This is a genomic window from Neisseria sp. P0019.S002, assembly GCF_051957155.1.
GTDB classification, from domain to species: domain Bacteria; phylum Pseudomonadota; class Gammaproteobacteria; order Burkholderiales; family Neisseriaceae; genus Neisseria; species Neisseria perflava.
In genome coordinates this window covers 1-452 of record NZ_JBQCWS010000126.1, presented here as the reverse complement: position 1 = coordinate 452, position 452 = coordinate 1, and the positions used below count along the sequence as shown (strand labels likewise).

At 50.2% G+C, this 452-nt stretch carries 1 protein-coding gene; it reads right to left on the bottom strand.

The genetic code is table 11. From position 1 onward, the window contains the following. Positions 1–452: NnrS family protein (locus ACTHTY_RS11895; RefSeq protein ID WP_440367835.1), on the bottom strand; the 452-nt coding region annotated here is incomplete at both ends.

Below are 452 nucleotides of genomic sequence, written 5' to 3'. Positions count from 1 at the left end.
GATAATCCGCATACCGATCAAACCGATAAATCCGGCCACCATAATCAAACCGGATTGCAAACCGGTCATCAGCGCAATGGCATCAAACGGTTGCACTTTCAGATGGAAGGCGAAATGGGTGCCACCCAAAACAAAAATAGCGAACACGGCAACATAGTTGCGCCTATTTTGAGAACGAATTACCGGCAAAGCCATGCATACCGCGCCATACCAGAAAAAGATCGTACCGAATATGCCGCTTGCCGTTACCCCACAACCAGGAATAAACATACAAATGCGGGCCAATAGCCAAAATGCGGTCAAACCGGCCAACGCCTTACCGCGTGTCGGCGGCTGGCCTGTCCAAGTCGCAACGGCCGTCAATAAGAATGCAATGACAACCAATCCGGCATAGCCCCAAATCATTTCATGGGCATGCCAATAAAAACCCGGCAATTCAGGCGTACCCTGAT